Below are 18,658 nucleotides of genomic sequence, written 5' to 3'. Positions count from 1 at the left end.
ACGGCTACACGCCCAAGCAGCTGGACTACAAGACCGGCGGCCCGTCGGCCGTTGAAAACCTCTACACGAAGGACCTGCTGTCCGAGCGCTTCGGCGCCTGGGACATCCTGCGCCTGGAAGCGTACGAAGCCGAACTCAACGAAGGCGCGGGCCATTCGGGAAAATCCGCCCTGATCGACCTGATCGCGAGGAAGCCCGGGGTGGTGTGAGAGGGGGGCTTTTCCCGTCATACCAGACAAGCGCAGCGAAGCTGCGTGCTGATCTGGTATCCAGAAATCAGCCGCGCGCGAGCGCGTCTTGCTCTCCTTGAAAGCGGACCTCGCTTGCGCTCGGGCTGTCAGCTGGATCCCAGATCTCGCGATGACGCTTGCGCGCCACGCGGTCTGGGATTGTTTGTTTTGAGCGATGTTATGATGGGATTGGTCTCCCGGAGCGGAATTCCGGGATCCAGTACGCCGTGTGGCTTGCGGTAGGAAAAGATTGCGAATTCATGGGGTTACTGTTGGGGTGGACGGCCCCTACGGCATCGATGTGCCAGAATGAGGTTGTTAAAGATCTCAAACGATGGAGCCGTCCATGAAGAATATTAGCCGCGTTGGAATGGATACGTCCAAGTCTGTTTTTCAATTGCATGGTGTGGAAGCTGGGGACCATCCGGTGTTGAGCAAGAAGCTTCGCCGTCGTCAGGTTCTCGACTTTTTTGCCGGCCTGCCTCCGGCGCAGGTGGGCCTTGAGGCCTGTGGAGCCTCGCATTATTGGGCTCGGGAGTTACGGAAGTTGGGGCATGAGGTCGCGCTGATCCCGCCGCAATACGTCAAGCCCTATGTGCAGCGGAGCAAATCGGACGCGGCGGACGCGGAAGCGATCTGCGAGGCGATGAGCCGTCCGAAGCTGGCCCGGACCTTCGTGCCGGTGAAAAGTCCAGAACAGCAAGCTGCGCAGATGCTGGCGAAGCTGCGGGGACAATTCCTTGGCCGGCGTACGCAGCTTTCCAATTCGATCCGCGGCTTTGCGGCAGAGTTCGGTCTGGTTGCCCCGAAGGGCCTGTTCCAGCTTGACCGGCTTGTCGAGCGGATCCGCGCGGACGAGACGCTGCCGGAGATGGCACGGGATATGTTCGAAACGCTGGTCCGTGACTACGCGCGAGTGGACAAGGAGATAGCCGATCTCAACGCAAAACTGCGAGAGCTTCACCGTGCCGATGAACTCAGCCAGCGGCTGGCCGGCATCCCGGGCATTGGTCCGGTTGGTGCGACCCTGCTGGCGATCAAGGTGAGCAACGCGCATGCCTTCAAATCGGGGCGCGATTTTTCTGCCTGGCTCGGCCTGACGCTGAAAAACCATTCCACGGCAGGCAAGAACCGGCTCGGTGTGATCACCCGCGCCGGGGACGAGATGCTTCGCGCCACCCTGGTTGCCGGCGCAAGCGCCGTTCTGCTGCAGTGCCGGCAGGGGAGGATCAAAACGCCCTGGCCCTGGTTGGAGAAACTGTGTCGTCACAAGCCGCACAAGCTGGTTGCCGTCGCGCTCGCCAACAAGCTGGCGCGCATCGCCTGGAAGCTGATGGTCAGCGGCGAAACCTATCACCCGCGGTCACCGAAGGAGCAACCGGGACTCGCCTGACGATCGACAAAACACTTGCCCCGGCCAAAGACAGGCTGGCGCGACAGAGGAACTTGCGAGGGAAGATGAGAAGGTGTGTTCGGTCGAACCGAGGCGGATGGGAAATACCGTGGGATCCAGTGGCGGCTTCAAGGCCGATATCGCTGTACTGTTTGGATCCCATCCGCTGCGGAACCCATCTTGGCCAGCGGCAAAACGGCCGCAAAGCAGGCCGTACATATGACCGCAAGCGATCCGGAACACCTGCCAACTTCAACCTTGCAACCACGGGGCCGTCCACATATGGATCCCTGCCTGCGCTGGGATGACAAGGAGTGTCAGGTGAGCCGCGGTGCCTTTTTCGGGGGCGCGCGCCCCACGCATCACCGTCGCCCCGGACTTGATCCGGGGCCACCTCGCAAGGCCGTTTGCCGCAGCTTTTGGTCAGGGCAACAAGCGCTCTACAAACGAGTAGGTCCCGGCTCGCGCTTCGCTTGGCCAGCAACTGTATCGCGACCTGTCAAGCAGATTGCTCTATAAAGGGCCGATTTTCGCTGATCATGGCGTTTAGGGCCAGGAGCAGTTTGCGAGCAACGGCGATACGGACCTTCTTTGTTTGCTTGCCGGCGTCTTCGAGACGCTTTGCAAAGGCGGCAAATGCAGGATGCTTGGCCGCGTGCCGAGCAGCCAGGAAGAGGAGCGTGCGGAGCTTTCGGCGCCCACCCCAGATGCGCCTCTGTCCTCGCCATCGGCCGGAATCGCGTGACAACGGCGCCAGACCGACCAGTGCGGTGATCGCCTTGGCCGAACGCCTGCCCAATTCAGGTAGAAAGGCAATGAGGCTGGCGGCCGTCACCAGAGCCACTCCGGGGGCGGAAGACAAAAGACGGGCGACATGCTCGTGCTCGGGATGGGTCTTGAGATGGACCTTGATCTGCTGCTCATAGGCCGCGACCCGGTCCGAGATTTCGATGAGGAAGGTCTCCATCTCGGCCCGGATCGCCGCATCGTCCACCTGCTTGAGGCGCGTGGCCTCCTGTTTGCGCATGGTGACGAGCTGGTTGCGCCGGTCGATGAGACTGCGCAAAGCCTGGCGTTCCGGTGCGAGCGGCTCGGCCGCGGCAAGAGGGATCCGGCGGGCATATTCGGCCAGCATGGCGGCATCAACGCGGTCGGTCTTGGCCAGGAAACCTGCAGCCTTGGCGAACTCGCGCGCCTTGCGCGGATTGGCCCGGTGGTAGGCAAGCCCCGCCTTTTCCAGCGCCGCCATCAAACGGCGGTCATAGACGCTGGTGGCTTCGAAGATGACGAACGCCTTAAGCTGGCGTGCTCTCTTCACGATCGATGCCACGCCGCTGGTATCGTTAGGGATCCGGCGGCGCCAGACTGTGGGCCAGCCGTCGGTATCCAGATAGTCTTTCGAGATGTCGATGGACAAAATGGAGTGTGGTAGAGTGCTCATCGCCCGTCCTTGTCCTGCGAGACGCCGCCAATCACGGCTCTCATGCAACTGTTCGGGATGACTAGGGTACGCGAGCGGACGCCACGCTGGCCGACGGTTCTTACCAACCGGGGATGACTCGGCGCTCCGCTCGCTCCCATTCACACCCAACTCACCAAACTAAACAAGCCGGGTGCCTCGATAGACAGGGATGACGGTTGTGGAAGAAAGTGCCGCTGCATCAACCCGCAGCACCTTCTCACATCTCGTATCCCGGCTTTTTGTAAAGCCGGTCCGGCTGGGCGGCGATGTCGGGGAGGTAGACGTCCTCCCGCCAGCGGCTGGAGTCGACCTCCTCGAAGGAGACGGAGACCGACGCTTCGCCGTTTCCGAGGATCTGCGTCACCTCGCGGGTGATCGCTTCGGCGAGTTTCGTCTTCTGGTCCTCGGTTTTTCCGGGCCAGAGCTTGACGATGACGTGCGGCATTCCGGTTCTCCTGTGTGTCGGTACATCGGTCTTAACAGGGCCGCACCGGGAAGCAAGAAGCGCTGATTTCAAAAGAAGTCGCACCGCGCGCCGTTTGAGGTGCGGGATGCGGCTTTCCAGGGATCAGAGAGGGCTGGCTTCGTAGCCGGCATCCTTGAGAGCGCTGGTGATCGTCTCCTGCCCGGCGGAAGTGCCGATCTCGACGACGTGGGTGTCCAGGTCGCAGGTGACGTCTGCCGAGGCGTCGGCGGCCTTGACCGCCTTTTCGATGGCGGCAACGCAGTGGCCGCAGCTCATGTCGGGAACGCTGAATTTCATGGTTGGCTCCATAGGTTGGTTGCGCCAAATGTCGAGGTTCCAGTTACGGGAGGGTCAAGGAGAAAAATCAATTTGAGAAAATTTTCGGCTCGGCCTTGACCTTCCAGTGACTGGAAGTGCCATTTGAGGGAAACCTGCCAAATCATATTGGAGTTGGACCCATGTCCGGCCATCAGAAAGTCACCCTGTCTGTCCAGGGCATGTCCTGCGCCTCTTGTGTCGGGCGCGTCGAGCGCGGCCTGGCCTCCGTAGACGGGCTCGACGACGTCGGCGTGAACCTGGCCACGGAAAGCGCGCAGTTCACGGCCGAACCGCAGAAGATCGCCGCGGCGGTCGCCAAGCTGGAGGATCTCGGCTATCCGGCGCGCACGCAAACGGTCACCCTCAACATCCAGTCCATGTCCTGCGCCTCCTGCGTGGGGCGCGTGGACCGGGCGCTTGCGGCCGCCCCCGGGGTTCTGAGCGTCAGCGTGAACCTGGCGGCCGAAACGGCAACCGTTGTCTATGCAGAAGGCGCGGTCACCGTTCAGCAGCTGATCAAGGCCAGCACGGATATCGGCTATCCGGCCAGCATTGCGGAGGCAGGCGCCACCCAGGACCGCAGCGAACGCAAGGCGGAAGAAGCACGCGACCTGGCGCGGAAGATGGCGATTGCCGCGGTCTTCGCCCTGCCGGTGTTCCTCATTGAAATGGGCGGGCACCTGATCCCATCGCTTCATCATCTGATCGCGGCCACCATCGGCCAGCAGACAAGCTGGATCCTGCAATTCCTGCTGACGACCGTCGTCCTCATCGGACCCGGCCGCGGGTTCTATACCAAGGGGATCCCCGCGCTTCTGAAGGGCGCGCCGGACATGAACAGCCTGGTCGCCGTCGGCACGGGCGCTGCCTATCTCTACTCGGTCGTCGCGACGTTCCTGCCGGATCTGCTCCCGGCCGGGGTGCGTGCGGTCTATTTCGAGGCGGCCGCGGTGATCGTCGTTCTGATCCTGCTCGGGCGTTTCCTCGAGGCGCGCGCCAAGGGGCGCACGGGCGCGGCCATCCAGAAACTGCTCGGGCTCCAGGTCAAGACGGCGCGGGTGTTGCGCGACAGCCAGATGATCGAGGTGCCGATCGAAGCCCTGAGCCTCGGCGAAATCGTCGTGGTGCGTCCCGGCGAGCGGATCGCGGTCGACGGCGAAGTGGTCGAAGGATCGTCCCATGTGGATGAAAGCATGATCACCGGCGAGCCGATCCCGGTTTCGAAATCCGCCGGCAGCGCGGTGACGGGCGGCACAGTCAACGGTGCGGGCGGGCTGCAGTTCAAGGCAACCCGCGTTGGCGCCGATACGACCCTGTCGCAGATCATCCGCATGGTGGAAGAAGCACAAGGGGCGAAGCTGCCGATCCAGGGGCTCGTCGACCGCATAACGCTGTGGTTCGTTCCCGCGGTCATGACGGCGGCCGTCCTGACCGTGCTGGTCTGGCTGATCGTCGGCCCGGACCCGGCCCTGACCCTGGCCCTGGTGGCCGGCGTGTCGGTGCTGATCATCGCCTGTCCCTGCGCGATGGGTCTCGCGACCCCGACCTCCATCATGGTCGGTACGGGCCGGGCGGCCGAAATGGGCGTCCTGTTCCGAAAAGGTGACGCCCTGCAGCAGCTTGCCGGTATCGGCATCGTCGCGCTGGACAAGACCGGCACGGTCACCGAAGGCAGGCCCGAACTGGCCGACCTCGTGCTCGCCGACGGGTTTGAGCGCTCCATCGTTCTCTCCCGCATTGCCGCCGTCGAGGCGCGTTCCGAACATCCCGTCGCCGAGGCGATCGTAAGGGCAGCCGAAAACGAAGGGCTGAAACTCCCGGAGGCAAGCGACTTCTCCTCCATCACCGGGCATGGTGTCAGCGCGGTGGTCGAAGGGCAGCGCGTCCTGGTCGGCGCGGACCGGCTGATGGAACGGGAAGGTATTTCGACCGAGGCCCTTGCCGGCGAGGAAGTCAGGCTGGCGAAACGCGGCCGCACGGCGCTCTATGCGGCCATCGATGGCAAGGTCGCGGCCGTCATCGGCGTCGCCGACCCGGTCAAGGCCTCCAGCCGTGCCGCGATTGCTGCCCTTCATGCCCAGGGTCTGAAGGTCGCCATGATCACCGGCGACAAGCGGGAGACCGCCGATGCGATTGCCGCCGAAACCGGCATCGATATCGTGATCGCGGGCGTGCTGCCAGATGGCAAGGTGGCGGCCCTGACCGAGCTCAAGGGTGAGGACGGCCGGATCGCCTTCGTCGGCGACGGCATCAACGATGCTCCGGCGCTGGCCCATGCAGATGTGGGGATTGCGATCGGGACGGGCACGGATGTGGCGATCGAATCCGCCGATGTGGTGCTAATGTCGGGCGATCTGCGCGGCGTGGTGAACGCCTGTGAGATTTCCCGCAGGACCATGCGCAACATCAAGGAGAACCTGTTCTGGGCCTTTGCCTATAACACGGCCCTGATCCCGGTCGCGGCAGGCGCGCTTTACCCGGCTTTCGGCATCCTGCTGTCGCCGGTTCTGGCCGCCGGCGCCATGGCACTGTCCTCGGTCTTCGTCCTGACCAACGCCCTGCGTCTGCGCCGGATCGCACCGGCGATGGACGAGGCGAAGCCATCGGCGGCCGTCACCCCAAATGCGGCTGCCGTCCCAGCGGAATAGGGAAGGTGCACGTATGAGGCTCTGCGCTGTGGACAGTCGCACAGGTCATCAACCTTCGGGCAACATGAGGCCGGTTGAAGGCTTGACCGGCGAACCGGTTGACCGGATTGTTGCCTCTATTCGCGTGTTACAATGGGCGAACGGGAGCCAATAGGTCGATAGTGATGAAGCGACGTTCCTCCATAGCGGTCTTTTTGAAAACCACCCTTGCGGTGGCGTTCATCCTTGCCGGCGGGTCGTTCAGTCATTCATTTGCCGATGCTCCCCATGCCCACGTATATGCGGCCGGTACCGATAACGGTCATTCCCATAACCATGTAGCCCCGGACGCAGGCGGTCATGTGGCCGAACATGAAACGGTCCATTGCGGCGCACTCCTGCTTGCCCTGACAGCGGACGCCCGCCTGGCCGTCCCGGATTCCACCGAGAAAGTCACCGGCTTTTCCTTCGCACCCGTCGCCTCGCGGGTTGCGACAATCGACCCGCCGCCTCCACGATCACCGCTCCTGTCCATCTGATACGACATGCGGCGGCGCGTCCGCCGGCAATCTGGATACAGGAACTGATCAATGAAATTTACGGTATTGACCGTCGCGGGCTCGCTCCTGCTGACGGGGGCTGTGGCTGCCTATGCCCATGGCGGTGCGTCAGGCATCATCAAGGAACGAATGGATGCCATGGGCGTGATGGGGGATGTCATGAAATCCCTGTCGGCAATGATGCGCGGAGAACAGGCCTATGACGCGGACGCGGTGCGCAAGGGCGCCGCGGCGATCCGGTCCCATTCCGGTGAGGCTTTGACCAAACTCTTCCCGGAGCACAGCATCGAGGGGCCGTCGGAGGCCAAGCCTGAAATCTGGACGGACTGGCAGGCCTTCTCGGACCTTTCCGACCAGCTTGGCGTGTTTGCGACCGGGCTCGAGGCGGCCGCCGACAACGGCTTGGCGCACGGGGGCGGCGGCGCCGGCATGATGGGCGCAGGGTCCATGATGTCCGGCGGCGGCATGATGGGCTCTGCCCCGATGATGGGCGGTGCGGGACCTATGGCGGATCCCGCCCAACTGGCCCAGATGCCGGCCGACGGGGTGTTCAATATGGTCGCGCAGACCTGTTCTGCCTGTCATTCCAGATTCCGGGTCGAGAAAAAATAGCCGATGCGCCTTTGGCTCATTGTCGCGTTCGCTGCTCCCGCGTTGGCGGGAGCGGCCTTCGCCGTGCTTCACGTCTGGCCGATCGGCCAGCCGGAAGCGATCGGGGAAAACGCCGGGGATCCGGCCCGAGGTGCTTATCTCGCCAGGATGTCCGGATGTATTGCCTGCCACACGAATACGGGCGGCGGCGGACAGCCGCTTGCGGGCGGCGTCAGGCTGCCGACCGACTTCGGCACGTTCTATTCGCCAAATCTGACGACCGACCCGGACCACGGCATCGGCGGCTGGACGATCCAGGACTTCGCGGCTGCGCTGCGCCAGGGCGTGTCGCCGGAAGGCACACCCTATTATCCGTCGTTTCCATATCCGTTCTACAACGCCTTCAGCGATCAGGACGTGGCGGACCTCTGGGCGGCATTCAAGACCGTGCCTCCCGTGTCCGTGCCTTCGAAACCTCACGAAATGATGCCGCCCTTCAATCTGAGAGCAGGGCTCAAGGTCTGGCGCGCGCTCTATCATATTCCGGAGACCTTCACTTCCGATCCTGAGGAAAGCGACCTCTGGAACCGGGGGAAGTTCATCGTCGAAGGCCCGGCTCATTGCGGCGCCTGCCATACGCCGAGAAACTTGCTGGGCGCCCGGCAGGCGGAAATGGCCTTGCATGGCGCGGAGAAACTGCCGGACGGCGGCAAGTCCCCGTCCATCACCAGTGCTGCCCTGAAGAAGGAAGGCTGGACTGTAAACGCCCTTAAATACGCCCTTCAAACCGGGATCATGCCGAACGGCGATGTCTTCGGCGGCTCCATGGGGGAAGTCGTACGCGATGGAACGGCGTTCCTGTCCGATGAAGACCGCACGGCAATCGCAACCTATCTCTTGGAAAGGGACGGGTGAGGCATGTTTTCCGGACGCGGGTCCCGCGCGCTTCGAATTGCCGTCAATCACGGACAATTCAATTGTTGCATCGCTGGCTTCCCGGTAGTGACTCTTTGATTGATGGATAGGTGGTTCGTGCGCAACCTTCTTCAGATTTTCTTTGCCGGTATCTTTCTTCTGGGAGTAGTACTTCCCGGAGCGGGCGCACACGGGTTGGCGGATGGTCCGCGCATGGAAACATCCCAGGCTGCGCAGTCTTCGGACCACATGCCCCATGTCCAACATCACGGCGACAAGCAGGTGCGTTCGGCCGACTGTCCGGCCGGCAAGGCCGGGAGTGATGGCAAATTCTCCTCTGAAACCTGCTGTCAGTCGTCCTGCTTTGCCGATCTGGCGATCCTTCAGGTCCCGATCTTTTCCGGCTGGAAGGTGCTGGCGCCCTATTTATCGCTTACCGGTTCACTGACGGATGCGTCCCGCTTCCGGCTAGAGCACCCTCCCAGATCCTGATCTCCCCCCGGGGCCAGCCCGGGCCAATCGTGCGCCGCCTCTGCTGCGGTGACGTTCTAAAATATCGAGATCAGTGAGTTTCAATGAGACTAAGCGTTTTTGCTGCGCTCTCGCCGCTGTTGGTCGGCGGCTGCGCAGCCACGGCACCGTTGCCGGACCTGTCCGCGGGACCCGGTCCGCAAGACCCGGGTGCCGCCATCCACGCCCTTTATCCGCCCTCGGTGACCGAGGGCTATACGGCCCGGGGGCCTGTTGAACCCGGCTCATGGCGCCAGCTCAATGACCGGCAAGCACCGGGCCGGGGAGGTGGGTCGTGAGGAAAGCCCCAGTCAAACCGCTTGTTTGGGTGGCCACCGCCGCCCTGCTGGCGGGGTGCGTCTCAGCCGAACAGGTTGCCACCTATTCCGAAGCGAAACCCGGGTTCCGGGCGGTCTCTGCCGGCACGTCCGCGGGGACCGGCAACAAGGAAACCGTCTGGATCGAGAATGCCGCCCAGTCGAAGGCGGTCTCGGAACGGGTCCGCAAGATGGTGCACAAGAAGACGATCAACGCTGAGACGGCGGTCCAGGTTGCCCTCTTGAACAATCGCGGATTGCAGGCGTCCTACGCGGCGCTGGGCATGAGTGCTGCCGACGCTTGGCAGGACACGATGCTGGAAAACCCGATCGTTTCCGTCGGCCTCTTCGGTTTGGCGCATCCCGAGATCAGCGGCTTTCGCTCAATCGAAAGCGCGGTCGCGGCCAACCTTGTGTCGCTTGCGACGCAAAAGCAGCGGGTCGATGTTTCCGACGCCCGGTTTCGCCAGGCCCAGGCGGTTGCGATCGGCGACACGCTTACGCTTGCGGCCGAGACCCGGCGCGCATGGATTGATGCGGTTGCCGCATTCGAAACGGTCGCCAATCTCAACCAGGCTCAGGTTGCCGCGGACGCGGCATCGGAACTCGCCCAGAAGCTGGGAGAGACGGGGGCCATGCCCAAGGCCGGGCAGGCGCGTGAGCACGCCTTCTATGCGGAACTGGCCGGGCAGAAGGCGGAAGCCCGTTTGGCTGCAAGGCTCGCTAAGGAGCGGCTCACCCGGCTGATGGGACTGTGGGGGCAGGACGTCGAGTACTTCGTGCCCGACAACTTACCGGCACTTCCCAGGGCTCCGCGCGGCAAACCGACGATCGAGGCCGATGCGCTGCGCAACCGCATCGACCTGCAGGTCGCAAGGCTTGAACTGGAGGCCGTCGCCAAAAGCTATCGCCTGACGGAAGCCACCAGATACGTCACTGATCTGGAACTGATCGTCGGCGTGGAGGCGGAGCGGGAAATCGAGACCGAATACGAGCTCAATGGTCCGGATCTGGAGGAAAAGAAGAAGAAAAAGATTCTCGTAACGCCTCAGATCGAGCTGGAATTCGCCATTCCGATTTTCGACAGCGGCAAGGCTCGGATGCGCAAGGCGGAATATGCCTACATGCAGGCGGCGAACCGTCTGGCGGAAAAGGCGGTGAACATCCGCTCCGAAGCCCGTTCGGCTTACACCGCCTACAGGTCCTCGCACGAGATCGCCCGACATTACCGCGACGCCGTGCTTCCGCTTCGAAAGGCGGTCGAGGAGGAAAGCCTGCTGACCTACAATGGCATGATCACCAACACGTTCGACCTTCTCGCCGACACCCGCGCCCGCATCGACACCCAGCTTATGGCCGTCGATGCGCGCCGAAACTTCTGGCTCGCGGAGGCGGATCTGGCCGCCGCCACCTTCGGTGCGGGGCCAATGGAGGGCGCCCGCGGCGGTGCCACTGTCAACGTGGCTGCGGCCGAGGGGGGAGGTCACTGATGAATAGTCGTCAAAGGAACAGGATGATGATGAACCGACGTCAGCTTCTGGGGGCGGGCGCGACAGGTGCCGCCCTCGTATCCACTGCAGCCTGGGCGCAAACCTCCAACATGGGCCTGCCGGAGGCAGCCATCATGGATGGACCGGCCACCCAGGCTCCCAAAGGCGCCCCCGACACCGGCGTGCCTTACAATCCTGTGGTGACCCTGAACGGTTGGACGCTGCCCTTCCGCATGAACAACGGCGTGAAGGAGTTTCACCTGGTCGCGGAACCGGTGGAACGGGAACTCGCCGAAGGCATGACAGCGTACCTGTGGGGCTACAACGGCCAGTCCATCGGCCCGACCATCGAGGCGGTCGAGGGAGAGCGGGTCCGTATCTTCGTGACCAACAGGCTCCCCGAACACACGACGGTGCATTGGCACGGCCTCATTCTGCCTTCCGGCATGGATGGCGTCGGCGGGCTGTCTCATCCCGGCATCCCGCCGGGCAAGACCTTCGTCTACGAGTTCGACCTCGTGAAATCCGGCACCTTCATGTACCACCCTCATGCCGACGAGATGGTCCAGATGGCCATGGGCATGATGGGGTTTTTCATCGTGCATCCGAAGGACCCGTCCTTCATGCCGGTCGATCGTGATTTCCTGATCATGCTCAACGCGTTCGACATCGAGCCGGGCTCCTATGTGCCGAAGATCATGACCATGACCGACTTCAATCTGTGGACATGGAACAGCCGGATCTTCCCCAACATCGACCCGCTGGTGGTCGCGAAGAACGACCGTGTCCGGGTGCGCGTGGGCAACCTGACCATGACCAACCATCCGATCCATATGCATGGTTACGACTTCGAGGTCACCTGCACGGACGGCGGCTGGGTGCGCCCGGAAGCCCGCTGGCCGGAAGTCACGATCGACATCCCGGTCGGCGCGATGCGGGCCTACGAGTTCGATGCCGTGCATCCGGGCGACTGGGCGATCCACTGCCATAAGTCCCATCACACGATGAACGCCATGGGCCATGACGTGCCGACCTTCATCGGGGCGGACAAGACGGCGCTCGCGCGCAAGGTCCGTCTGCTTCAGCCGGAATATATGCCCATGGGCTCCAACGGCATGGCGGAAATGGCGGAGATGGCCATGCCGATCCCGGACAACACCGTGCCGATGATGGCCGGCTGGGGGCCCCATGGTCCGCTCGAAATGGGCGGCATGTTTTCCGTCGTGAAGGTCCGCGAAGGCCTCTCCGCCGGCGATTACAGCGATCCCGGCTGGTACGAAAATCCGCCCGGAACCCAGGCCTGGGAGTGGACCGGCGAGCTGCCGGACGCCAGCCGGGCGGACACACCCGCGACCGCACCACAGCCGTCCCGAATAGTCGGATCCGGCTCCTCCCATGCCGGCCATGCCGGACACAAGTGAACGAAATCTGTCTTACCTGTCAGGAGAATGAGATGAACAAGCTTACCGGTTTCCTCGTCGCTGCTGCCCTGGGCACCGTCATCGCCACCGCCGCCTTTGCCACGGACTATACCAAGGGGACCGTGAAGAAGGTCGATCTGAAGGGAAAGAAGGTCACCATCATTCACGAGGAACTCAAGAATCTCGACATGCCCGCGATGACCATGGTTTTCCGCATGGCCGATGACGCCATGCTGGAAAAGGTACAGGAAGGTCAGGAGGTCGAGTTCGTGGCTGACAGGATCAACGGCAACCTGACGGTCATAGAGCTGAAGGAATAGCTGCCGTTCAGCAGTTCGCGAAGAAAACAACCCGCCTGACCGATGCCGGTCGGGCGGGTTCTTTGTTTTTGGTGCCGGCCGGGGGGCACTATCCATCCTTGCCGAAATCCGCATCCAACGTGACGCATACCGGGCGCAGTTCGATCGCGCTTGGACCGTACTCAAAAACAGGACGCAACGCTCTCATACTTGATCTGGAAAGCAACGCTGTTCGGTGGTGATCTCGGCCTCAGACATAAAGAGGAAGGGGTCCATATGTTTTCTAGATTTCTGATGGCGGGCGCGGTGCTCGTCGGGACGGCGTTGTCGGCTGCGGCCGAAACCAAGATGCCTTTCGCGCTGGACTGGCGCTTCGAAGGGCCGGCCGCACCCTATGTGGTGGCGCGCGAGAAGGGCTACTTTGCCGACAAGGGGCTCGATGTCGAGCTTGTCGAAGGCAAGGGCTCGCTCGATGCCATCCCGAAAGTCGCCACCGGCGCCTATCCGGTCGGCCTCGCCGATGTCGAGGCATTGATCAAGTTTCTCGATGCGAACCCGGGCGCGCCGGTTACCGCCGCCATGGTGATCTACAATAGGCCGGCAACCGCCATGGTCGGTCGCAAGTCCCAGGGCATTGAAAAGATCTCCGACATTGAGGGCAAGGTCTTGGGCGCACCGCCGCCGGATGGCGCCTGGGCACAGTTTCCGCTGTTTGCGAAGCTGAACGGCCTGGACATGGACAAGATCACCGTCGAGCCCCTGGGCTTTCCGACCCGGGAGCCGATGCTGGCCGAAGGCACCGTTCAGGCCGTGACCGGCTTCTCCTTCTCCATTTACCTGTCCCTGGCCCGCCTCGGCGTGCCGGAAGAGGATATCTCGGTCTTTCCCTTCGCCGACTACGGCCTCGATTATTACGGCTCCGCCGTCATCGTGAACACCGACTATGCCAAGGCCCATCCGGAAGAAATCACCGGGTTCCTGAGTGCGGTCGTGAAAGGATGGCAGACGGCGATCGCTGATCCGGCCGCAGCCGTCGAGTTGATGCCTGCTTACGCGCCCGCGATCGACACCGCGCTGGAAACCCGCCGGTTGAAGCTGGCCATCGACGGCAATGTCATGACCGACGAGGTGAAGGCAAACGGCTTTGGCGGCATGGTACCGGAGCGTTTCGCCAAGGCGCTGGACCAGATGAAGACGGCCTATGCGTTCAAGAACGCGCCCACGCCGGAGCTTTATTTCACCGATGCCTACCTGCCGGCCGCGGATCTGCGCAAAATGCAGTAACACGTTCCCTGGCAAGACTTTTTCCCCTCATGGGGATAGTTTGTGACGGTGCCGTCCTTCGGGGCGGTGCCGTTTGCGTCTTTTAGAGAGGACACATGCACACCCGGCTTCTGACCTATTTCGAGGCGATCATCCGCCACGGATCGATCCGCAAGGCGGCCGAAGCGGTGCATGTCGCGCCTTCCGCGATCAACCGGCACCTTCTGGAACTGGAGGCGCAGCTGGGCACGCCTTTGTTCGAGCGGCTGCCGCGCGGATTGCGCCCAACCGCCGCCGGCGAAATCCTGGCTCGTCACATCCGCAGCACCCTGCGCGACTACGACAAGGCGGTGAGCGAGATCGAACAGCTTGCCACCGGGCTGCGCGGCCGGATCGTCATCGCCAGTATCGAGAGTGCGCTCGCGGACCTTCTGCCCATGGCGGTCAAGGGATTTGCGGATCTCTATCCGCGGATCGATTTCGATATCAGGAGCTGTCCGGCGGAAGAGGCGATCCGCCAGGCGACGGACGGGTCCGCCGATCTGGCGCTGATCTTCAATCCGCCGCCCAGGCTGTCGCTGGTTCAGGTCGCCTATGCGGATTTCCCGCTGGGGGTCATCTGTGCGCCGGATCATCCGCTGACCCGGCTTCCCGCCGTGCAGCTGTCGAACCTGCTCGGCTACCAGCTCCTACTGCCGGCCCGCTCCATCACCATTGCAGACCAGCTCGACATGGTGCTGTCGACCACGGGGCTGAAGCTGCCGAGCCGCATGGTGTCGAACTCGCTCACCTTCATGAGCAGCTATGTCCAGTCCGGCGAGGCGATCTCGATCATGACGCCGATCGGCATTCTCGACCGGCTCAAGGCCGGTGATCTCGCCTTCCTGCCGCTGACCGATCGCGGGTTGCTGCCGCAGCGGCTGATCGCAGGCGTCGCCGATGCCTCCATGCCCGTGGCCGTGGCGAATTTCTGCGGTCACCTCAAGGGCGTTCTGCGTCAGGTGGCGACGTCGCAAGTGTCCTGATTTTGAGAGCGGTGTGTCGTCATAACGGCGCTTGTCGTTGACACTCAGGTTTGGCTTTCTGCTCCTGCGACAAGACAGGAGAGGGAACCGTCCATGACCGTACAACAACCCATCACCCGCGCCGATCTCGGGCCAAGCGAGGAAGCGATCGAGGGCTTTCGCCAGAGCATGTCCGGTTTCTGGCACCCGGTGTGCGAGGCGAGCGCCCTGGACGATGGTCGGCCGGTCGGCGTGACCCTGCTGGGCCGCCGAGTGGTCCTCGTCCGGCTGGATGGCAAGCTCGCGGCCCTGCCGGACACCTGCCGGCATTTCCAGGCGCAGCTTTCCCTGGGCGAGGTGGTGACGGTCGGTGGCGTGCAGGCGCTGCAATGCCCCTATCACGGCTGGGCCTTCGGGGAAGGTGGAAAGTGCAAGCGGATCCCGCAGCTCGCCGAGGGACGTGCCATTCCGGCCGCAGCCGATCTTCCCGCCTATCTCGCAGAGGAAAAGCACGGGCTGATCTGGGTCTGCCTGTCGGACGAGCCGAAATTGCCCTTGCCCGAATTTCCCGAGTTGCATGACTCGGCCTTCCGCTCGATCCGCCTGACCGAGGAGGAACTGGTCAAGACATCCTCGACCCGGATGATCATGGGAACGCTGGACGACACCCATTTCCCGTGGGTGCATGAGGGGATCCTCGGCGAGCGGGATCATCCGGAACCGCCCGATCATCGCGCCTGGCGCGAAGGTCATGAGCTGATCGTGCAATACGAGACGGTGCAGCCGCCGGGCCTCCTGACCGTCGATCAGTCGAAACCGGAAGCTGCCGACGCCGGCGACGTGACCCTGACCTATACCGATTATGTCTCCATGCCCGGCGTGATCCGTCTGGTGAAGGACAGCCCATCGGGTCGGTATGTCATCTGGCTGGCCACATCGCCCGTCGACTGGAACCTGACCCAGACCTTCTGGATCTTCTCGCGCAATTTCGACCTGGCGCCGGAGAGTGACGGCGCCTTCCTGGACCTGGCAAGCCACGTACGCAAACAGGACAAGCCGGTGATCGAAAGCCAGCGGCCCTGGCTGGTACCGCCGTTCTGGACCCAGATGGAGCTTCCCGTCGGCCCGGGGGACCTGCCGCTCATGCAATACCAGCAATGGATCGAGGAACTCGGCATCGCCACCGCGATCTGATTGTGCGCATGACATCGACCCTCGACCTGACAATCGTGGCCCTGCGCCGCCTGAGCGCGCGGATTGCGCTCATCGAACTGCGCGCAGAAGACGGCGCGGCTCTTCCGGCATTCACGGCCGGCGCGCATTTGGCCGTTGACGTGCCCGGAGTGGGGCGGCGGCATTACTCGCTTGTGAACGACCCGTCCGAAACCCACCGCTACTGCATTGCCGTGGCCCGGCGCGACGACGGCCGCGGCGGCTCGCTCGCCCTGCATCGCCAGGCCAGGCTTGGGGCCGAGATCACGGCTAGTCCCCCGGAGAACCTGTTCCCGCTTACCGAGGACGAGGCTCCGGTCTGTCTTGTCGGCGGCGGCATCGGCGTGACGCCGCTTGTGTCCATGGCCCATCGCCTGTGGCGCGAGGGCAGGGCGTTCGAACTGCACTGCGCCCTGACGGCGGAAGATCTGCCCGGGGTCGGCGAATGGCTATCGGAGATGCCCTTCGCCGAGCGGGTCCACTTCCATGGGGGCAGCCTTCCGAGCGCGCGTCTCGACATTCCGGCCCTGGCGGCCAGAACGGATCCCGCGACCCAAGTCTACGTCTGCGGCCCCGAAACCATGATTGCGGAAGCGGAAGCCGCCTTCGGCGCCCGCGGCATGCCCGTCATGAGTGAACGCTTTACCGCGCCGGGCGCCGAGGCCGAAATGGCGGGCGGATTCGAGATCGAGATAAAGGGGCAGGGGCAGCTTGTTTCTGTCGCCGAGGGGCAAAGCGCGCTCACGGCCATGCGGGCGGCGGGTATCCCTGTCGAAAGCAGTTGCGAGGCCGGTGTGTGCGGCAGTTGCCGCACCAAAGTGCTGTCCGGTCAACTGGAGCACCATGATTATGTACTGACCCCGCAGGAGCGTGCTGAAGGGAATGTCTTCATGCCCTGCGTGTCGCGCGGGTGCGGGCGGATCGTGGTCGACCTGTGATGCGAACCGGTCGGCCAACCATATGACGAACGATTTGGGGAACCTGAGCGGCGGGGACCGGACATGTATCCGATGATCAAGATCGAGGGCGTGAAACACGCCTACAAGACCAAGGTCGGGCCGCTGCCCGTGCTCGACGGTCTGGAACTATCCGTCGACGAGGGTGGCTTTGCCGCCGTCGTCGGGCCGTCCGGCTGCGGCAAGTCCACGCTGACACGCCTCATCTCCGGGCTGATGAAGCCGGATGAGGGGCTGGTCATGCTTCATGCCGAGCGCGTCATGGGACCGCGCTCCACCGTCGGCATGGCTTTCCAGAACCCGGTCATGCTGGAATGGCGCACGATCCTGAAGAACGTGATGCTGCCGCTCGAGATCGTTCCGACCAGCCTGTCGAAGAAGGACCAGGAAGACCGCGCCCGTTATCTGCTTTCCCTCGTCGGCCTCGAGGGCTTCGAGGACAAACGCCCGTCGGAACTGTCCGGCGGCATGCGCCAGCGCGCCTCCCTCTGCCGGGCGCTCGTCCACCAGCCCGAGGTGCTGATCCTCGACGAGCCCTTCGGCGCGCTCGACGCCTTCACCCGCGAAGACCTGTGGCAGACCATGCACAAGGTGAAGGAGAAGGAGCCCTTCACCGGCGTCCTCATCACCCATGACCTGCGCGAGGCGATCTTCCTCGCCGATCAGGTCGTGGTGCTCTCCGGCCGGCCTGCACGGACACAATACGTACTGCCGGTGCCGGACAAGGGCCCCCGGGACCTGGACCGTCTCTACACCCCGGAGGCGGCGGACATGCTCGCCATCCTTCGCCACCAGATCGAAATCGCGCAAGGAAGGCTTCCCGGAACCGAGGAGGCCGCCTGATGGAAACCGCCCGCAAGATCCTCGTGCCGACGCTCGCCATGGCGCTCTTCCTCGCCCTTTGGGAGCTGCTCGTCCATGTCAAGGGCTGGCCGAACTACAAGATGGCCTCGCCCTCCGACCTGGTTCCGGCCTATGCGAAATACTGGAAGCTCTTCCTGGTGATGGGCTGGCAGACCTTCTGGCGCACCGTCGCCGGGCTCTTGCTTGCCGTCGTGGCGGGCACGCTGATCGGCATGATCATGGGCTTCTCGCGCACCATGCGCGATGCGCTCTATCCGCTGCTGGTCGCCTTCAACGCGATTCCCAAGGCCACCGTCGTGCCGATCGTGGCGCTGCTCTTCATCGGCCAGCACGATCTGAACACAATTCTTGTCGCCTTCATGATTTCCTTCTTCCCGATCTCCGTCTCCGTCGCCATCGGCCTGTCGACTCTGGAGCCGGAATACCGCGACATCCTGCGCTCGCTCGGCGCCTCCCAGGCGCAGATCTTCTGGAAGATCGCGCTGCCGAAGACGCTGCCTGAGTTCTTCGGCGCCCTGAAGGTCGCGGTCACGCTCGCCTTCATCGGCACCAATCTGGTGGAGATCGTCAGCCCCCACGGCCGCGGCCTGGGCGCGCTGTTCGACAACGGCAAGACCAACGCGGACTATCCTCTGATGTTCGCCGTCCTCATCGCCCTGGGCTTCCTCGGCATCGTCCTCTACTACCTGGTGGTGATCCTGGAAAAGATCTTCGCCGGCTGGGCGGAGCGGAGTGCTGGGTGAGGGGGTATCCGAAGCAG

19 protein-coding genes and 1 pseudogene are annotated in these 18,658 nt (G+C 63.3%); 17 read left to right on the top strand and 3 right to left on the bottom strand.

Annotated elements, in window-relative coordinates; all coding sequences use genetic code 11:
- Both ABIN98_RS00200 and ABIN98_RS00195 read left to right on the top strand, forming a co-directional pair.
- Positions 1–209 (top strand): annotated as a pseudogene (locus ABIN98_RS00200) (SAM-dependent methyltransferase); the annotation flags it as partial.
- A 367-nt stretch (positions 210–576) separates the two neighbouring features.
- Positions 577–1,623, top strand: a complete 1,047-nt coding sequence (locus ABIN98_RS00195) for an IS110 family transposase (protein WP_346906331.1) — start codon at positions 577–579, stop codon at positions 1,621–1,623.
- A gap of 499 nt (positions 1,624–2,122) precedes the next feature.
- On the opposite strand, the gene ABIN98_RS00190 is transcribed toward ABIN98_RS00195, so the two are convergent.
- The 3 genes from ABIN98_RS00190 to ABIN98_RS00180 all read right to left on the bottom strand — a co-directional run bounded on the left by ABIN98_RS00190 (position 2,123) and on the right by ABIN98_RS00180 (position 3,848).
- Positions 2,123–3,064 carry an IS110 family transposase gene (locus tag ABIN98_RS00190; protein ID WP_346906329.1) on the bottom strand — a complete coding sequence of 314 codons (942 nt, stop codon included), beginning with the start codon at positions 3,062–3,064 and terminating at the stop codon, positions 2,123–2,125.
- Between the two features lie 238 nt (positions 3,065–3,302).
- Positions 3,303–3,530, bottom strand: a complete 228-nt coding sequence (locus tag ABIN98_RS00185; RefSeq protein WP_346906327.1) for a tautomerase family protein — start codon at positions 3,528–3,530, stop codon at positions 3,303–3,305.
- 123 nt (positions 3,531–3,653) lie between these two features.
- A complete protein-coding gene (locus ABIN98_RS00180) occupies positions 3,654–3,848 on the bottom strand; it encodes a heavy-metal-associated domain-containing protein (RefSeq protein ID WP_346906325.1) in 195 nt (64 codons plus the stop codon).
- Positions 3,849–4,009: 161 nt separating this feature from the next.
- Between ABIN98_RS00180 and ABIN98_RS00175 the strand changes: the two genes are divergently transcribed.
- The 15 genes from ABIN98_RS00175 (at position 4,010) to ABIN98_RS00105 (ending at position 18,641) form a co-directional block, all read left to right on the top strand.
- Positions 4,010–6,517, top strand: coding sequence for a heavy metal translocating P-type ATPase (locus ABIN98_RS00175; protein WP_346906324.1), 2,508 nt, complete (start codon positions 4,010–4,012; stop codon positions 6,515–6,517).
- A 164-nt stretch (positions 6,518–6,681) separates the two neighbouring features.
- Complete coding sequence (locus ABIN98_RS00170) at positions 6,682–7,035, top strand: hypothetical protein (RefSeq protein ID WP_346906322.1); 354 nt, start codon at positions 6,682–6,684, stop codon at positions 7,033–7,035.
- A gap of 51 nt (positions 7,036–7,086) precedes the next feature.
- On the top strand, positions 7,087–7,668 hold the full coding sequence (locus ABIN98_RS00165) for a cytochrome c (protein WP_346906320.1): 582 nt from the start codon (positions 7,087–7,089) through the stop codon (positions 7,666–7,668).
- Positions 7,669–7,671: 3 nt separating this feature from the next.
- Positions 7,672–8,562: a cytochrome c gene (locus ABIN98_RS00160; RefSeq protein ID WP_346906318.1), complete on the top strand. Its 891-nt coding sequence runs from the start codon at positions 7,672–7,674 to the stop codon at positions 8,560–8,562.
- Positions 8,563–8,775: 213 nt separating this feature from the next.
- Positions 8,776–9,054 (top strand): hypothetical protein, encoded by a 279-nt coding sequence (locus tag ABIN98_RS00155; protein WP_346906316.1) that lies wholly within the window; start codon positions 8,776–8,778, stop codon positions 9,052–9,054.
- A gap of 83 nt (positions 9,055–9,137) precedes the next feature.
- Positions 9,138–9,371, top strand: coding sequence for a hypothetical protein (locus tag ABIN98_RS00150; protein WP_346906314.1), 234 nt, complete (start codon positions 9,138–9,140; stop codon positions 9,369–9,371).
- The gene (locus tag ABIN98_RS00145; protein WP_346906312.1) at positions 9,368–10,879 is read left to right on the top strand and encodes a TolC family protein; all 1,512 of its coding nucleotides are present in this window, start codon (positions 9,368–9,370) and stop codon (positions 10,877–10,879) included. The genes ABIN98_RS00150 and ABIN98_RS00145 overlap by 4 nt, the downstream gene beginning before the upstream one ends.
- Before the next feature lie 26 nt (positions 10,880–10,905).
- Positions 10,906–12,300, top strand: coding sequence for a copper oxidase (locus ABIN98_RS00140; RefSeq protein WP_346906333.1), 1,395 nt, complete (start codon positions 10,906–10,908; stop codon positions 12,298–12,300).
- A 32-nt stretch (positions 12,301–12,332) separates the two neighbouring features.
- Positions 12,333–12,620, top strand: a complete 288-nt coding sequence (locus ABIN98_RS00135; RefSeq protein ID WP_346906310.1) for a copper-binding protein — start codon at positions 12,333–12,335, stop codon at positions 12,618–12,620.
- A 255-nt stretch (positions 12,621–12,875) separates the two neighbouring features.
- Positions 12,876–13,883, top strand: a complete 1,008-nt coding sequence (locus ABIN98_RS00130) for an ABC transporter substrate-binding protein (protein ID WP_346906308.1) — start codon at positions 12,876–12,878, stop codon at positions 13,881–13,883.
- A 95-nt stretch (positions 13,884–13,978) separates the two neighbouring features.
- The gene (locus ABIN98_RS00125) at positions 13,979–14,887 is read left to right on the top strand and encodes a LysR family transcriptional regulator (RefSeq protein WP_346906306.1); all 909 of its coding nucleotides are present in this window, start codon (positions 13,979–13,981) and stop codon (positions 14,885–14,887) included.
- Between the two features lie 93 nt (positions 14,888–14,980).
- Positions 14,981–16,060, top strand: coding sequence for an aromatic ring-hydroxylating dioxygenase subunit alpha (locus tag ABIN98_RS00120; RefSeq protein ID WP_346906304.1), 1,080 nt, complete (start codon positions 14,981–14,983; stop codon positions 16,058–16,060).
- 8 nt (positions 16,061–16,068) lie between these two features.
- Positions 16,069–17,016 carry a PDR/VanB family oxidoreductase gene (locus ABIN98_RS00115; protein ID WP_346906303.1) on the top strand — a complete coding sequence of 316 codons (948 nt, stop codon included), beginning with the start codon at positions 16,069–16,071 and terminating at the stop codon, positions 17,014–17,016.
- Positions 17,017–17,079: 63 nt separating this feature from the next.
- Positions 17,080–17,877, top strand: coding sequence for an ABC transporter ATP-binding protein (locus ABIN98_RS00110; RefSeq protein ID WP_394701387.1), 798 nt, complete (start codon positions 17,080–17,082; stop codon positions 17,875–17,877).
- Complete coding sequence (locus ABIN98_RS00105) at positions 17,877–18,641, top strand: ABC transporter permease (protein ID WP_346906300.1); 765 nt, start codon at positions 17,877–17,879, stop codon at positions 18,639–18,641. Before ABIN98_RS00110 ends, ABIN98_RS00105 begins: the two co-directional genes overlap by 1 nt.
- Positions 18,642–18,658: the final 17 nt, after the last annotated feature.

This window comes from uncultured Roseibium sp. (genome assembly GCF_963675095.2).
Classification (GTDB): Bacteria; Pseudomonadota; Alphaproteobacteria; order Rhizobiales; family Stappiaceae; genus Roseibium.
The sequence above is the reverse complement of the archived record's forward strand: the minus strand, read 5'-3'. Positions and strand labels throughout refer to the sequence as shown.

Bases quoted from the DNA above. Each gene is read 5' to 3' on its own strand.
- ABIN98_RS00195 (WP_346906331.1), top strand. From the start codon at position 577: ATGAAGAATATTAGCCGCGTTGGAATGGATACGTCCAAGTCTGTTTTT.
- ABIN98_RS00190 (WP_346906329.1), bottom strand. From the start codon at position 3,064: ATGAGCACTCTACCACACTCCATTTTGTCCATCGACATCTCGAAAGAC.
- ABIN98_RS00185 (WP_346906327.1), bottom strand. From the start codon at position 3,530: ATGCCGCACGTCATCGTCAAGCTCTGGCCCGGAAAAACCGAGGACCAG.
- ABIN98_RS00180 (WP_346906325.1), bottom strand. From the start codon at position 3,848: ATGAAATTCAGCGTTCCCGACATGAGCTGCGGCCACTGCGTTGCCGCC.
- ABIN98_RS00175 (WP_346906324.1), top strand. From the start codon at position 4,010: ATGTCCGGCCATCAGAAAGTCACCCTGTCTGTCCAGGGCATGTCCTGC.
- ABIN98_RS00170 (WP_346906322.1), top strand. From the start codon at position 6,682: ATGAAGCGACGTTCCTCCATAGCGGTCTTTTTGAAAACCACCCTTGCG.
- ABIN98_RS00165 (WP_346906320.1), top strand. From the start codon at position 7,087: ATGAAATTTACGGTATTGACCGTCGCGGGCTCGCTCCTGCTGACGGGG.
- ABIN98_RS00160 (WP_346906318.1), top strand. From the start codon at position 7,672: ATGCGCCTTTGGCTCATTGTCGCGTTCGCTGCTCCCGCGTTGGCGGGA.
- ABIN98_RS00155 (WP_346906316.1), top strand. From the start codon at position 8,776: ATGGAAACATCCCAGGCTGCGCAGTCTTCGGACCACATGCCCCATGTC.
- ABIN98_RS00150 (WP_346906314.1), top strand. From the start codon at position 9,138: ATGAGACTAAGCGTTTTTGCTGCGCTCTCGCCGCTGTTGGTCGGCGGC.
- ABIN98_RS00140 (WP_346906333.1), top strand. From the start codon at position 10,906: ATGATGAACCGACGTCAGCTTCTGGGGGCGGGCGCGACAGGTGCCGCC.
- ABIN98_RS00135 (WP_346906310.1), top strand. From the start codon at position 12,333: ATGAACAAGCTTACCGGTTTCCTCGTCGCTGCTGCCCTGGGCACCGTC.
- ABIN98_RS00130 (WP_346906308.1), top strand. From the start codon at position 12,876: ATGTTTTCTAGATTTCTGATGGCGGGCGCGGTGCTCGTCGGGACGGCG.
- ABIN98_RS00125 (WP_346906306.1), top strand. From the start codon at position 13,979: ATGCACACCCGGCTTCTGACCTATTTCGAGGCGATCATCCGCCACGGA.
- ABIN98_RS00120 (WP_346906304.1), top strand. From the start codon at position 14,981: ATGACCGTACAACAACCCATCACCCGCGCCGATCTCGGGCCAAGCGAG.
- ABIN98_RS00115 (WP_346906303.1), top strand. From the start codon at position 16,069: ATGACATCGACCCTCGACCTGACAATCGTGGCCCTGCGCCGCCTGAGC.
- ABIN98_RS00110 (WP_394701387.1), top strand. From the start codon at position 17,080: ATGTATCCGATGATCAAGATCGAGGGCGTGAAACACGCCTACAAGACC.
- ABIN98_RS00105 (WP_346906300.1), top strand. From the start codon at position 17,877: ATGGAAACCGCCCGCAAGATCCTCGTGCCGACGCTCGCCATGGCGCTC.